Consider the following 13,762-nt stretch of genomic DNA (forward strand, 5'->3'; position numbering starts at 1 on the left):
ATACTAGACGCAGACTGACGCATCCGGCTGCTTCTTATCGAGACGCGCGTTTGAGGCGAGCGCAAAAGGCCGTCCTATTGCTGCAGGAGCCGCGAGCGTTTGGGAGCAATTCAAACCAGGTTGGCTGCTAGGCTAAGTCGGTGGCCAGGATATGATCTGCGGCACGCAGCGCTTGCGCGGCAATGGTTAGGGCAGGGTTCACTGCGGCCGACGACGGGAAGAAAGAGGCATCAACGACAAAAAGGTTCCGCTGATCCCAGGCTCGACAATACGGATCAAGCGCCGAGCTGCCAGGATCATCTCCCATCCGCACCGTGCCGCATTGGTGGCCGGTCGCATGTTTGACCAACGATTTCGTCACGACGATTGGGTAGCCCGCGCCCTGAAGGGCCTTCTTCATGCGGTGAACCAGTTCCCTATGGCCATCCAAGTTGTTGAGCGTGACAGATAGTTTGATCTGACCATCTACGATGGTCACGCGGTTGTCGGGGTCCGGTAGGTCTTCCGAAAGGCCGATCCAGTCCATGCCGTGCCGAGCGATACGGTCGCCCAGCGCACGGGGCAGATAGGGAACGTTTGCGGTCAACATGCCGCCTTGCAGCTTTCCAAGCATCTGCATTTGCCCCATGGGCCACCGAAATGCCTCATCGCCGAAGTACCAGTCGTTGATGGCCAGAGTTTTCTGAAACACGGTTTCGTTTATGCGATGCGACAATGCCATCAGAGCCGTCTGGTTGTGAACCATGTAGTGGCGACCAACGACGCCGGAGCGGTTGGCCACGCCTGCTACTGCCGCGGAATCGGCCGATCTAAGCAGAAGTGCTGCGCTGTTGACGGCGTTGCAGGAAATCACAAACAACGGAGCTGACAGCTGCTTGCGTTCGCCGGCGTGATCGATTTCGATGTGGGAGATCCGCTTCCCATCTGGGGTGAGTAGAAGGCGCCGGGCAAACGCTCGCGTCATCAGATCGACGCAGCCAGTCTTCAGGGCCGGCTCGACGCCGCACGTTTCAGCGTCGTTCTTCTGAGCAATCTTGCAGGGAAACCCGTCACAGGTATTGCACAAGATACAGCTGCCCGCCGCGCCTGAATTTACGGCCAATGGCAATGACGATGGCGACAGGCCCTGGCCACGAAAAGACTCGGCCATCCTTTCGACCGCTGGCTCGGATCGCACGGCGGCATAAGGGAACGGAGCGGCGCCTCGCGGCGAGGTGCGATCGAAGCGATCGTCACCGTGGACCCGGAAGATGCGCTCAGCCTCGTCGTAGTACGGCGCCAAGTCACCGTAACGGTAGGGCCATGCCGGCGATACGCCGCGACGATGCTCGATTGCCTCGAAATCGCGCTCCCGCAGGCGGAACATTGCGCCGCCGTAGAATTTCGTCGAGCCGCCGACATTGTAATACATGCCAGGATCGAATGGCTTTCCGCGTTTATCAAACCAGGTGTCTTTTGCTTTGTACTTCTTGCGAAAGAAGACTGCGTCGACACTCCAGTTGTCGGTTTCGCGCGGCACGAAGTCGCCGCGTTCCAGCATCAGAACGCGAGCGCCTTTCTCCGACAGTCGGCGCGCGACGACGCCACCGCCAACTCCACTGCCAACAATGATAGCATCATAATCCTTCATGATCCGTCCAATCCTTGATGGGTGGAGACCTAGATTGATCGTTGCGGCCACAGCATTTCGGTACCAGACGGTCAGCCAGAATCGGGCTGCCTAACCTTTTCCTGGAGCAGCTTAAGCTCGATCGCGAATAGGCTTGCCAGCGCCAAAATCGGCGACCGCTATATGTTCCGCAACCCGCAGGGCCTGCGCCGCAATCGTAAGCGCGGGATTGACTGCCCCGGAGCTTGGCATGAACGAGGCATCGACTACGAACAGATTGCTGTGATCCCAAGACCGGCAATGAGGGTCCAGCGCCGAAGTGGCTGGATCAGCGCCCATGCGGATCGTGCCGCATTGTGCCGCCGTGAAGTTGACGGGAAGCGTCTTTGCCAAGATCAGGGGAAAGCCAACATCGCGAAGGATGGATTTGACCCGTCTGTTGAGACGGCGATGGCATTCCATGTTGCTGGCCTGCACGGAAATCTGCACACCACCATTCCTCAGCATGACGCGGTTGCCCGGCTGTGGCAGGTCTTCTGATGTGGTCAGTATGTCGAAACTGCGCCGGGTCAAGGCCCGTGCCACCGGCGATGGCAAAAACTTGGTGCCGGCGACGAGCATGCCGGATTGTAGTTTGCCCAGTGTCTGCACATTGCCCATCGGGTATGGATAACCCGGCTCTCCATCGTAGAAATCATTGAAAGCGAGCGTCTTCTGGAATTTCGTTGGATTGAGCCGGCTTGAGATAGCCATCATGGTTGTCAGGTTGTGGGTCATATAGTGACGCCCAACCACATCCGAACTGTTGGCAAGTCCGTTCGGGAAAGACTCCGTCGCGGAACGCATCAGGATCAACGCCGAATTGACCGCACCGGCCGACAGCACAACGGTTCGTGCCGTGACGACCTTGATCTCTCCCTCATGATACACCTCAACGGCATTAACGGTGCGGCCGTCGGCCGCAAGCAGAAGACGCCTGACGAACGCATCAGTCCACAGCTCCACGCGACCGGTTCCGATAGCCGGTTCCACACAACGAGTTTCGGCGTCATTCTTGCCCCCGACTGAGCAGGGGAAACCATCGCACGTCGCGCAGCGCACGCATTTGCCACCGGGGTGCAAGTCGACAGCCACGGGCAATGGGAACGGATGGACGCCAGTGCCCCTCAATCTCTTCTCAACGCTGGCGACATATGGCTCAGATCCGACGGCGGGATATGGTAGCGGCGCGGAGCGCGGCGGCTCCCAAGGATCTTGCGAGGGGTCACCATGAACGCCGAAAAGCCTCTCGGCGTCGGCATAGAAGGGCTCAAGCTCCTTGTAAGGGAAAGGCCAAGCCGGTGACAGGCCTTCTTCGTGCTCGACGGCCTCGAAATCGCGGCTGCGGAGCCTCATCATCACTGTGCCGAAGAACTTGGTAGAACCACCCACATTATACCAACTGGACGGGCGGAACGTCTTGCCACTCCGATCCTGCCAAACCTCTAGCGGGCTGTACTTCTTCTGGCGAAAGACCTTTTCCACGTCCCAGTTATCAGGCTCGCGTGGCAGCGAACCACCGCGCTCCAGCAAGAGCACCCTGAGACCGATATCGGCTAGCCGCTTCGTCAGCGAACCACCGCCAGCCCCACTGCCGATCACGATGACATCCGGTAAAATCCGACTCATCTGCATTGTCTCGATTCAATCCTGCGCGGCGTCAGAAGCCACGAGCGAGCTCCCGCTGTGGCTTTGAACCCACCGCGCGGGAGGTGTGGTGGCCGACTGGTGCTCCCCGGCGTTGCTAAGATGGTTTCCACCCCGCGGCTTCACCAGCAACTTCGCATTGGCAAGATCTCTGGCGCCACGTGATGCACGCTTCGATAGCTCGACTGGACGCGTCGAATTTGATTTTGGCCGCAGGACATCTGTTGATCGTGCTACCCAAGGACGCCGCCCGCCTGGTTCAGGATAATGTCGGCACCTTTCATCGCAATCATGGCGGTCGGCGTGTTGGTGTTTCCAGAAACGATCAACGGCATGATCGAGGCGTCGATGACCCGCAGGCCATCAAGACCGATGACGCGCAGCGAAGCGTCAACAACCGCATCATGATCAGAGGTCCTCCCCATCTTGGCAGTCCCGACCGGGTGAAAGATCGTGGTGCCGATGTCGCCGGCCGCTTTGGCCAACGCCTGCGCCTCGTCGCTGACGGAGGGGCCAGGCAGGTATTCTTCCGGCTGGAGATGGCGCAGGGCATTTTGTTTCATCAGGCGTCGCGTCACGCGGATAGCATCCGCGGCGACCTGGCGGTCCTCCTCGGTGCTCAGATATTTAGGCCTGATCACCGGCGCCGCTGTCGGATCGGCTGAGCTCACCACGACAGTTCCTCGAGAGGTCGGGCGCAGGTTGCAGGCTGCCACGGTGATCGCCGAGAAGCGATGCAGGGGCTCGCCGAATTTGTCCAAGGAGAGCGGCTGGACGTGGAATTCGATGTTGGCGCGCTGCTGTGTCGGATCGGATTGCGTGAAGATGCCGAGCTGCGATGGCGCCATGGTAAGCGGTCCACGGCGGCGGATGGCGTAATCGAGACCCATCAATCCCCGGCGAAACAACGAGGGGTAGATGTCGTTCAGCGTTTGGGCACCCTTGACCTTGTATATTGCCCGTTGCTGTAGATGGTCTTGGAGGTTGCGGCCAACGCCTTGGCGATCGACAACACAATCGATGCCGGCCTTCTGCAGCCATTCCCCGGGGCCTATGCCTGAGCGATGCAGTATCTGCACGGAACCGATGGCGCCAGCGCTGAGGATGACCTCGCCCTTTGCGCGCGCGGTTTCGACGGTGCCGTTTTCCCTTCTAAATATGACCCCTGTGACGCGCTTAGCCGAGATCTCCAGCTTGTCGACGACTACGCCCGTAACAACGGTAAGGTTGGACCTGTCGAGCACCGGTTTGAGGAAACCCCTTGCCGAGGACCAGCGGCGGCCGCGCCTCTGGTTGACATGGAAATAACCGGTGCCAACATTGTCACCGGTGTTAAAATCGTCAGTACGTGGTACGCCCATTTCGACAGCCGCCTGGCGGACAGCGTCAAGGATCGGCCATGATATCCGCGGCGCTTCGACCCGAAAGCCGCCGCCGGTGCCGTGGTATGGTCCCGCACCCAAAAAATGGTCCTCGATACGGCGAAACACCGGGAGGACATCGCTCCATCCCCATCCCGGGAGGCCGAGATCGCGCCAGCCATCATAATCAGCGGCTTGGCCGCGCATGGCAATCATCGCGTTGATCGCCGAAGACCCACCAATCACTTTGCCGCGCGGATACGCGAGGCTTCGGCCGTTCAGCCCGGCTTCCGCCTCGGTCCGGAACATCCAGTCGGAGCGTGGGTTTCCGATCGCAAAGAGATACCCCACGGGAATATGGAACCAGATCCAGTTATCGCGCCCGCCGGCCTCCAGCAAAAGCACCCGGTTTGATGGATTCGCCGATAAGCGGTTGGCAAGGATGCAACCGGCCGTGCCTGCGCCGACAACCACGTAGTCATAGGCTTCTTGCAACTGATTTTTCTCCTATTCGGCAGTTTGAAGCCTGTTTCAAGCGGTCTTCGGGTGCAGTTCGATCGCCATCCAGACGCAGTCCTCGTCTGTCCAGCCGCGGTGCCAGGGATAGGTGTAGTGTCGTGTATCAGCGACCCTCACGATCGGATCGTGTGTGTCGCCCGGCGCCGTCGAAATCTCGCGATAGAGATTTTCGCCCGCCTGGTCGTGAAAAATCTGGATCCTTCCAAGCCCGAAGATCTGGGTGTGAATTTCCAGGAACGAATGGGTGTTGTGGATGACGGCATCGGTCTTGGCCGGTGCCCACCAGAGATTGAGCTGGATGTCATAATGTACCGTCTCGTCACGCGGTTCCGGGTGATTGGAAAATCGCCATGGGTTGAGAGCTACCTGGCCGACCACATCGTGCTTGGAGATAAAAAGTGGCGTAGTGCGCGGGAATTCGGTCAGGCGATTGCCGAACCAGTCCCAGCCATCGAACATGATACCGCCGAGGTTCGTCGCGTCCGGCACATCGACGATTGATACTCTTTCCGCCCTCGCAATCGTGCCGCCTCGCAGAATGGTCGATTTCCACGGCGGAACCACACCGGAGACCCCGCCATCGACGATCATCGCTTCATTGGACAGGTTCGTCACGACGCCGTTCGCGTCGTAATCCCGTACTGTCTCGACGAGGGAGGCCTGAATATACTTGCCGTCGAAGGACAAACGGCGGCTTCGATTCTCTTCAGTCATGTCATGCTCCAGGAGGCGAGAGTGGCTGATGACTCAAACACCGAAATTGCGCACCGGTGTCAGCAAGCCGATAGGCCGCGCTGCGGCCAGTAACGATTTGGTCGGTCCGTGTTGAATCGAAGCTCCGGTCAGACTGCTTCACCTACACCTCGACCTCAATTTCGCAGTTTGGCAATACATGGCGCAACCTGACGCGTTTGCCGCTTGATCCTGATGCGGCCGCCATCAACCGCGTTCAGCGCAGGTCTTCCGTGTATTAGCTGCCGTGGAGATGCCCAGGTAGCTCGGGCCCGCCACTTCAGCGGCAACCAACGTCTAACTGCGTCAGAAAGAGTGGAAGTGCGAAATTGCCAATGAGGGGAATGCCCGATGACCTTGCCACACCGATGCGGTTCCGATCAGCCGCTAAGCATTGGGGGATTTTGCCGTGACCTCACTTCGAAAGATTTCGTTCTCAGGATGGCGGCGAAGCAGGCGATCTTGGGATCGAGGCCAATGTAGCGGATGCTGTGAGGTTTACCACGCTGGAGACCGCCGGCAAGCTCTGAGGCTATCTGCGCCGAGCATCTGTTCCGACCTCAAACTAATCTAGCAACTGCCATTGGAATCGAGAGGCACGGCGAGCAATCAACCGGCCCTGATGACTGCCTGGTCCAATAGCCGCTCAACCGTCGTGAAGTTGCTCGCATCGACGGGAAAGCTTTCTTGGGCGGACAATATATACGGCCTCACCGCGGCAACCTTGCTCGCTGGCCAAGATGGCCAAGGAGTAACGCGGTGGGCCCTGTGTCGCAGACCTTTCTGCATGGGAGTTCCTTATTGGCAATGCAACGCACAGCTGATTTCATCATCGTGGGCGGCGGGTCCTCGGGCTGCGTCTTGGCTTCACGCCTCAGCGAAGACCCTAATGTCTCGGTGCTGCTTCTCGAGGAGGGGCCTAGCGACCGCAGCCCCTGGATCCATCTACCCGTCACCTACTACAAGACTGGCCAGGGTAGCTTGGTCGGGCGCTATCAATGGACGCCGAAGATTGGTCACACGGGCGATCCGAACCCCACAATGGTGCAGGCTCGGGTCCTGGGTGGCGGCAGCTCCGTTAACGCCATGGTCTATCTGCGGGGTCAGCCGCGAGACTATGACCAGTGGCAAGCGGCAGGGGCCGACAACTGGGGTTGGAAGGACGTTCTTCCCTATTTCAAAAAATGCGAATCCAACGACCGGTTCGCCAACGAACTGCATGGCACCGAAGGCCCGCTGCCGGTATCCGACCAAGAATATACGCATCCAATGAGCCGCATCTGGGTGCAGGCATGCCAGCAGGCGGGTTTGCCCTACAACCCCGACTTCAACTCTGGAGAGCAGGAGGGGTGTGGCTTCTATCAAATCAATTCGCGGAACGGCCGCCGCGGCAGCACAGCCGTCAGTTACCTGAAACCAGCCCGCAAGCGCAAAAATCTCCAAGTGCAAACCAATGCGAAGGTGCTTCGGATCGTTTTCAACGGCCACCGCGCCGTGGGGATAGAGGTCCAGTTCAAGCGCAGCCGGGCTGTATTATATGCTGCTCGTGAGATCATCGTAACGGCGGGCGCAATAAACACTCCGAAACTGCTGATGCTTTCTGGGCTGGGCAATGCCGATGATCTCAAGCGGCATGACGTCGATTTGGTCAAGCATTTGCCGGGCGTCGGGCAAAATCTGCAGGATCACATCGAGGTTTCTATTATTCACGAGGTGAATGGCCCCTTCAGCTATGACAAATACAAAAAACCACATTGGCAGGCGATCGCCGGGTTGGAGTACCTGCTTTTTCGGAGGGGGCCCTGCACTGCCAATGTCGTTGAGGGTGGCGCCTTCTTCCGCTCTTCTTTGAATGAGGACCGACCGGACCTGCAGTGCTGTTTCATGCCCGGCGCGGGCGTCGAAGAAGGAGTCGATACTGTCCCAGGAGGCAATGGAACGACACTCAATATCTGTCAGACAAGGCCAAAGTCGGTTGGATGGATCGGACTCCGCAACAACAATCCCGCCAGCCCACCTTACATTATGCCAAACTACCTTCTGGAAGACTACGATGTCGAGGTGATGTGCGAGGGTGTTGAATTCGGCCGAGATATAATGTCACAGCCAGCAATATCAAAGTATTTGAGGCGAGAGTACGCGCCTGGAACGTCCCGAACGCGAAAGGATGTGGAGGCCTACGTTCGCAAGCAGGCCCACGCGGCTCTACATCCAATGGGAACCTGCAAGATCGGCCGCGACGAGATGGCCGTCGTCGATAGCGACTTGAAGGTACACGGGATTGAGGGCCTAAGGGTGTGCGACAATTCCGTCGGGCCCAACCTGGTGTCAAGTAACACCAACGGCGTCGCGATTATGATCGCCGAAAAGGGAGCGGACCACATTCGGAGAGACCACGGCCTCACGTCGAGCGGCTAGTTGGCGGTCCTGGGCGGCGTGTCAGAAATCTCCCGTCCTCGGGCCAATTTCACTGAATGCTGATTTGCCGGTTGTTCCGCAGGACAGTCGATTGTGCCCATTCAGCCGAGATGCCGTCAAAAAAAGAGATAGAGCGGTTCGCCGTTTCCGTGAAACGCTGTTCTAGAGAGGAATGCCTTTAGCATTTTGGGCGCTTAGAAGTGACGCAATTCCAGACGGAAACCGCTCACACTTTTCCTGGAATTGCTCTATTCGATCCGGTCGGTTCCAATGAGCACGCAACCATAGGCCTCAAGCTGCAATGTTCCCGAAACCTTTTTGCCTGTCAGCAGATCGACACCCGCGGGGACGTTCGCCACAGTCTTAGGAGTTTCCGTGGTGTTGAGCACGAACATCAACCGGCGGTCCTCGGCCGCTCGGATAGAAACCTCCACTCCGGCGGGCAGGTCGGGCAGCAAAGGCACGATACCGGCTTTGGTCAGCACGACATCGACGAGCTTCTCAACCAGCTGCGGCGTAAGATATGTGCCGAGATAGACGACCTGACCTTGCCCCACCTTGCGGGCCGTGATGGCCGGAGAACCGGCGGCGAAGCGGTTCGACCAGGCACCGAGCACCTCTACGTCAGGCGCTACCTCGAGCAACTCGTACAAATGCGAAGCCTGGAATTCTTCATTGCCCAAGGTGAACAGGTATTTGCGTTCGACCGATGAGGCCGGCAGCGGCGGCGGCGCATAGGCACCCATGGCGGCCGGACGGAACAGGGGGAAGAGGCCGCTGCCGCCTTCGGCAACGACACGGCCGAACTCTGTCACCTTGACGCCGCTCAGTGCCGACAGGGCGTTGCCGGGAGCCTGCTCACGGATGATGTGATTGTTCTCGTCCCTTGTTCCGCTCAATGCCGACAGGATCAGCGTGCCTCCATTGCGCACGAACGTCTCGACAGCCTTGTCCCATTGATCCTTCCACATCACCCAATGCGGAACGTAGAGCGCTTTGAGCCGCGAAAGATCGTCTTCGGGATGAATGAACCCACATGCGATACCATTGTGGTAGCAGTGGCGATGGAGCAGCGTCGCGTCCTGAAGCGGGCTGGGAAGCCCGATGGGATAGGTCTTGTGGGCCTCCTGGTTGTCGAAGTCCGCGCCGGCAATGCCGAGATCCATGCGCACCGCCGTGCCTAGGATCTGGTCTTTGACGGCGGCAATTTCGTGGAAGAAGCGGCTTGCCTCGTCATAGCGGCGGCGCGGTACGTCGTCGTGATCGATGACGCCCATCCAGTAGATCTCGGCGCCAAAATGCGCAGGACGCCAACGAAAGAACATGACACCGTCGGCGCCGCGCGCCACCGAGCTCATGGCCATGCGGCGCATTTCGCCCGGCTCCGGCGTCATCGTCGAGAATCCGGGCTGACTGCCGAGGCTTGAGGCCTGCTCCGGAACGATAAAGTTGCCGGAATAGGCGCGGCAGATATCGAGATGGAGGGCTTGGGTCGCCGCGTGCCCACCGGTCCGGCGCATTTCGTCATAGAGCATCGGATAAATATCGAAGCCGATGAAATCGAGGTCCTGTCCGAACTGGCCGCGCAAATCGATGTCGGCGAGCTGGCCGAGATTGTGAAAGATGAACCAGTCCGGATTGGCGGCGCGCAGGATCTCCACCTGGTCGCGCTGGAAGGCGGCTGTCGCTGCGGCCAGAAAGCGATGGTAGTCCTGCACATGGCCGGGGCTCGGGTAGGACGGCATGAGTGGTCTCGGCAGGTCGATCTGCGAGAAATCGTCGTAGGCCGTCGCCCAAAAGTGGCCGCCCCAGGCGAAGTTCAGCGCCTCGATGGTGCCATAGGCATTCTGCAGATACTTCTGGAACTCCAGTCGGGTCGACGGCGCAAACGATTCCGACACGGTGGTGTTGAGCTCATTGTCCGTCTGCCAGCCGATCACACGCGGGTTGTCCCGGTAGTGCTCGGCCATGGCGCGGGTGATGCGGCGGCTGTGGGCGCGGAATACCGGACTTGAGGTGTCGGCATGCTGGCGCGATCCGTGGCTCGATGCCCGCCCGTGGATGTCGACGCGCAGCACTTCGGGGTAGTTGACAGTGAGCCAGCGGGGAGGGGTCGCAGTCGGCGTGCACATGATCGTGTCGATCCCCGCCTGGTCGAGAATTTTGATCGCGCGATCGAACAGGCCGAACTCGAACCTGCCTTCGCGGGGCTCGAAAATGTGCCAGGCGAACTCCCCCATCCGCACGGTGTTGACGCCGGCGGCAGCCATGCGCTCGGCGTCACGCTGCCAGCAGCCCTCGTTGACATGTTCGGGGTAGTGCGGCGCTCCGAGCAGAAAGCGGTCGAGATGAAGGGGCCGCCATACGGATAGCGGGGCTGGCTTCTTGCGGTTCATGCGTATGGGACTTTCGAAATTTCGGGGTTCAAGTTGAAGCGACGGGTTTTCGTGGCGTGAGCGTGCGGCCATCAGGGCCGAAGAGATAGGCGTCGCCGATTTCGAAGCCCACCTGCAACGTGGCGCCAACACCGATCGCGGAAACCTTGTTGAGCTGGAGCGTGAAATTGCCGGTGCCGCTGTCGGAATTGGTCGCCTGAAGCGGGGAGGCGTCGACGTAGAGAACGGTTTCGCGCCCCAACTGCTCAACCAGCCGCACCCGACTGGAGAACACCGGCATTGCGCGGTTGCTTGGCTCAACATGTAGCGCCTCCGGCCTGATGCCGATGGTCAGGGTGTCGCCAGCCGAAAAGCCGCCCACGTCGATGCCGCCGAAGCTCAGTGCCGGCAGGCCGGCAGCCGCTACCGAGACGGCGGATTCCTCGACGCTCACCGCCTTCGCTTCGATGAAATTCATGCGTGGCGCGCCGAGGAAGCCCGCGACGAAGATGTTCGCGGGGTTGGCGTAGAGCTCCAGCGGGGAGCCGACTTGTTCGATCCGGCCTTTGTTGAGGATCACGATCCGGTCGGCCATGGTCATGGCCTCGACCTGGTCGTGGGTGACGTAAATCATCGTCGATCCGAGCTGCGCGTGCAGGCCAGAAAGCTCGACCCGCATCTGGGTGCGCAGCGCGGCGTCGAGGTTCGACAGCGGCTCATCGAACAGGAACACCTCGGGCGAGCGTGTGATGGCGCGACCGATCGCGACGCGCTGGCGCTGTCCTCCCGACAGTTGTTTCGGGCGCTTGTCGAGTTGCTCCTCCAGACGCAGGATCCGTGCCGCGCGTTTGACGGCAGCCTCGATTTCAGTCCTGGGCCGCTTGGCCATCCTGAGGCCGAAGCCCATGTTCTCGGCGACGGTCATATGCGGGTAAAGCGCATAGGACTGGAAGACCATTGCGATGCCGCGGTCGCCGGGCTCTTCCCTGGTGACGTCGCGCCCGTTGATCACGATCTGGCCGGAGTTGATCGCTTCCAGCCCGGCGATCGTCTTCAGCAATGTTGACTTTCCGCAGCCGGACGGGCCGACCATGACGACGAACTCACCCTTTTCGATCTTCAAGTCGACTGTCTTGAGGGCATGGTAGCTGCCATAATGCTTGTCGACTTTTCGCAATTCCACGCTGCTCATATCGGGGCGCCTTTCCGTGCGTGTCGGGTGCGGCAGGGTTCGCGGCGGATCATCCCTTGACGGCCCCCATGGTTAGGCCGGCGACAAAGTGTTTTTGCATCATGAAGAACATCACGACCGGCGGCAGGGCGACGAAGATCGTGGCCGCCGAAACGATGTTCCAGGCCGATGTCCATTCGCCGCGCAGATTGTTCAGGCCCGCGGTGACCGGTTTGACCGCATCGCTCTGGGTAAGGACGATTGCCCAGAAATAGTCGTTCCAGACGAAGGTGAAGGTGAGGATGGCGAGTGCCGCCAGTGCCGGCCGCACCAGAGGAAGAACCACGTGGCGCAATGTCTGGAATGGCGAGGCGCCTTCGGCTCGCGCCGCCTGGAACAACTCGCCCGGCAACGCAGCGATGAAGTTGCGCATGAAAAGCGTGGCAAAACCGGTCTGGAACGCGATGTGAAAAATGATCAGCGCATAGACGGTGTCATAGAGGCCGAGCCGTACCATCAGGTCGCGGACCGGGATCATCATGATCTGCGCCGGCAGGAAATTGCCGCCGACGAAGAGCGCGAAGATCAGGTTGGAGCCGCAGAACGGGTAGCGCGACAAGACGAAGCCGGTAAGCGTCGACAGGATGAGGACGCCGATGACGGAGGGTATGGTGATCAGCAGGCTGTTGAGGAAAAAGCGCAGCATGGCGGTCTGCTCGAAAACCGCCTTGTAGTTCTCGATCAGGCTGAATTTCTGCGGCCAGCCCCAGTAGTTGCCGGCCATCAGCTCCTCGTTGGAGCGGATCGAGGTCAGCATGACGGCAAGCAGCGGCAGCAGCCACAGGATCACGACCAGGGCAACGCCGCCCAGATAGAGGGCTCGCTGGACCCTGGCATCTTCGGGAATGGGGCGCGGATACATCAGACGTTGCTCCGCTCAGCCTTGATGAGGCCATTGAGATACCAGGCGATGAAGACGATCATGATCACGAACAGCACCGTGGCGATCGCGGCGCCGTAGCCGAAGCGATAGGAAAAGATCGATTCCTGGTACATCTGGTAGGCGAGCACGGTGGATGAGCCGTAGGGGCCGCCGCTGGTCATAACCGCGATCATGTCGAAGGAGCGCAGCGCGCCAATCACCGTCACCGCGATGGCGATGAAGCCGACCTGCGACAGTTGCGGCAGGACGACATGGCGCAGCATGCGCCAGCCGCGCGCGCCGTCGACGCGCCCGGCGGCGATCAGATCGTCGTTGAGACTGTTCAGCCCCGCCAGGAACAGGATCATGCAGAAGGCGATCTGTGGCCACAGAGCGGCGGCGGCAACCGCGAAGGTGACGAAGGTCTCGTCTGAAAGCAGCGCCGGGGCGGTCGCTCCAAAGGCGCTGAAAACAAGCTGCAGCAAACCGAAGTTCGGATCGTAGACCCAGCCGAACACGACACCAACGGTAACGGTTGCCAGAACCAGGGGCACGAAGAACAGCGATTTGAGAAAACGCATGCCGCGGATCCGCTGGTTCACGATCAGGGCAAGCGCGAGGCCAATCGGCGGCGCCAGCATGAAGATCAGCAGCCAGATGACGTTGTTCTTGAGCGAGACGTAGAACTGCGGGTCGTCGACCAGCTCGACATAGTTAGCGAGCCCGACCCAGGCCTTGGCACCGATGCCATCCCAGTCATGCAGCGAAATCCAGACCGTCTCGATTGAGGCGGCAAGGATCACCGTCCCAAACAGGATGAGTCCCGGCAGCAGGAACAGGGCAGGGGTCACCCAATGACGATTTCTGCGCCATAGACGAGACATGGCAGTCTATCCCAAAGAGACTGGGTTATCCGAACGACCGATCACCCGAAAAAGAGGCGGGAGCCGCCGAAAGACGGCGCCCGCC

At 59.8% G+C, this 13,762-nt stretch carries 9 protein-coding genes; 1 reads left to right on the forward strand and 8 read right to left on the reverse strand.

The annotated features are described in order from the left end of the window. Window positions 1-127: 127 nt before the first annotated feature. From EN862_RS31230 to EN862_RS31245, 4 genes are all read right to left on the reverse strand, one after another. Window positions 128-1,630 carry a GMC family oxidoreductase gene (locus EN862_RS31230; RefSeq protein ID WP_127868139.1) on the reverse strand — a complete coding sequence of 501 codons (1,503 nt, stop codon included), beginning with the start codon at window positions 1,628-1,630 and terminating at the stop codon, window positions 128-130. A 111-nt stretch (window positions 1,631-1,741) separates the two neighbouring features. After that, the gene (locus EN862_RS31235) at window positions 1,742-3,283 is read right to left on the reverse strand and encodes a GMC family oxidoreductase (RefSeq protein WP_127868140.1); all 1,542 of its coding nucleotides are present in this window, start codon (window positions 3,281-3,283) and stop codon (window positions 1,742-1,744) included. Between the two features lie 245 nt (window positions 3,284-3,528). After that, entirely contained in the window at window positions 3,529-5,151 is a 1,623-nt protein-coding gene (locus EN862_RS31240) for a GMC family oxidoreductase N-terminal domain-containing protein (RefSeq protein ID WP_127868141.1), read from the reverse strand. Between the two features lie 36 nt (window positions 5,152-5,187). Continuing rightward, on the reverse strand, window positions 5,188-5,889 hold the full coding sequence (locus tag EN862_RS31245; protein WP_127868142.1) for a hypothetical protein: 702 nt from the start codon (window positions 5,887-5,889) through the stop codon (window positions 5,188-5,190). A gap of 825 nt (window positions 5,890-6,714) precedes the next feature. Between EN862_RS31245 and EN862_RS31250 the strand changes: the two genes are divergently transcribed. Continuing rightward, window positions 6,715-8,325: a GMC family oxidoreductase N-terminal domain-containing protein gene (locus tag EN862_RS31250; protein ID WP_127868261.1), complete on the forward strand. Its 1,611-nt coding sequence runs from the start codon at window positions 6,715-6,717 to the stop codon at window positions 8,323-8,325. 248 nt (window positions 8,326-8,573) lie between these two features. Here the strand turns inward: EN862_RS31250 and EN862_RS31255 are convergent, their stop codons facing one another. Genes EN862_RS31255 through EN862_RS31270 form a run of 4 tightly spaced genes read right to left on the reverse strand, consistent with a single transcriptional unit; the run spans window position 8,574 to window position 13,677 of the window. After that, the gene (locus EN862_RS31255; RefSeq protein WP_127868143.1) at window positions 8,574-10,721 is read right to left on the reverse strand and encodes a beta-galactosidase; all 2,148 of its coding nucleotides are present in this window, start codon (window positions 10,719-10,721) and stop codon (window positions 8,574-8,576) included. Window positions 10,722-10,749: 28 nt separating this feature from the next. After that, window positions 10,750-11,892, reverse strand: a complete 1,143-nt coding sequence (locus tag EN862_RS31260) for an ABC transporter ATP-binding protein (RefSeq protein WP_127868144.1) — start codon at window positions 11,890-11,892, stop codon at window positions 10,750-10,752. A 49-nt stretch (window positions 11,893-11,941) separates the two neighbouring features. Further along, a complete protein-coding gene (locus EN862_RS31265; protein WP_127868145.1) occupies window positions 11,942-12,793 on the reverse strand; it encodes a carbohydrate ABC transporter permease in 852 nt (283 codons plus the stop codon). Next, window positions 12,793-13,677, reverse strand: a complete 885-nt coding sequence (locus tag EN862_RS31270) for a sugar ABC transporter permease (RefSeq protein WP_127868146.1) — start codon at window positions 13,675-13,677, stop codon at window positions 12,793-12,795. Before EN862_RS31270 ends, EN862_RS31265 begins: the two co-directional genes overlap by 1 nt. Window positions 13,678-13,762 lie beyond the last annotated feature (85 nt).

It is taken from the genome of Mesorhizobium sp. M2E.F.Ca.ET.219.01.1.1, from assembly GCF_004016445.2.
Classification (GTDB): domain Bacteria; phylum Pseudomonadota; class Alphaproteobacteria; order Rhizobiales; family Rhizobiaceae; genus Mesorhizobium.

Coding starts and splice junctions, on each gene's coding strand:
- EN862_RS31270 (WP_127868146.1), bottom strand. CDS start 13,677: ATGTCTCGTCTATGGCGCAGAAATCGTCATTGGGTGACCCCTGCCCTG.
- EN862_RS31250 (WP_127868261.1), top strand. CDS start 6,715: ATGCAACGCACAGCTGATTTCATCATCGTGGGCGGCGGGTCCTCGGGC.
- EN862_RS31265 (WP_127868145.1), bottom strand. CDS start 12,793: ATGTATCCGCGCCCCATTCCCGAAGATGCCAGGGTCCAGCGAGCCCTC.
- EN862_RS31260 (WP_127868144.1), bottom strand. CDS start 11,892: ATGAGCAGCGTGGAATTGCGAAAAGTCGACAAGCATTATGGCAGCTAC.
- EN862_RS31230 (WP_127868139.1), bottom strand. CDS start 1,630: ATGAAGGATTATGATGCTATCATTGTTGGCAGTGGAGTTGGCGGTGGC.
- EN862_RS31235 (WP_127868140.1), bottom strand. CDS start 3,283: ATGCAGATGAGTCGGATTTTACCGGATGTCATCGTGATCGGCAGTGGG.
- EN862_RS31245 (WP_127868142.1), bottom strand. CDS start 5,889: ATGACTGAAGAGAATCGAAGCCGCCGTTTGTCCTTCGACGGCAAGTAT.
- EN862_RS31255 (WP_127868143.1), bottom strand. CDS start 10,721: ATGAACCGCAAGAAGCCAGCCCCGCTATCCGTATGGCGGCCCCTTCAT.